Genomic DNA, 295 nt, shown 5'->3' with positions numbered 1-295 from the left:
CTCCTCTCGGGCGCGTTTTCTTTCGGGAAGTGGCTCAGCTTGGTAGAGCACCTGGTTTGGGACCAGGGGGTCGCAGGTTCAAATCCTGTCTTCCCGATACTTGTTTGGGGCCTTAGCTCAGCTGGGAGAGCGCCTGCCTTGCACGCAGGAGGTCAGCGGTTCGATCCCGCTAGGCTCCACCAAAAAGTTCTTTGAAAACTGAACGAAACAAACAACGTGAACGTCAATTTTTATTTTTAGATGCTAGACAAACTAACTTTATTGGAGAGTTTGATCCTGGCTCAGGATGAACGCT

At 50.5% G+C, this 295-nt stretch carries 2 tRNA genes; both read left to right on the top strand.

Annotation, left to right across the window (positions count from 1 at the left end):
* Positions 1 to 23 precede the first annotated feature (23 nt).
* Positions 24 to 97: transfer RNA gene (locus MR071_RS25195), tRNA-Pro, on the top strand.
* Between the two features lie 9 nt (positions 98 to 106).
* Positions 107 to 182: transfer RNA gene (locus MR071_RS25190), tRNA-Ala, on the top strand.
* Positions 183 to 295: the final 113 nt, after the last annotated feature.

The organism is Bacillus cereus group sp. BfR-BA-01316, assembly GCF_022664195.1.
Taxonomy (GTDB): Bacteria; Bacillota; Bacilli; order Bacillales; family Bacillaceae_G; genus Bacillus_A.
This window is presented reverse-complemented; position numbering and strand designations above follow the sequence as displayed.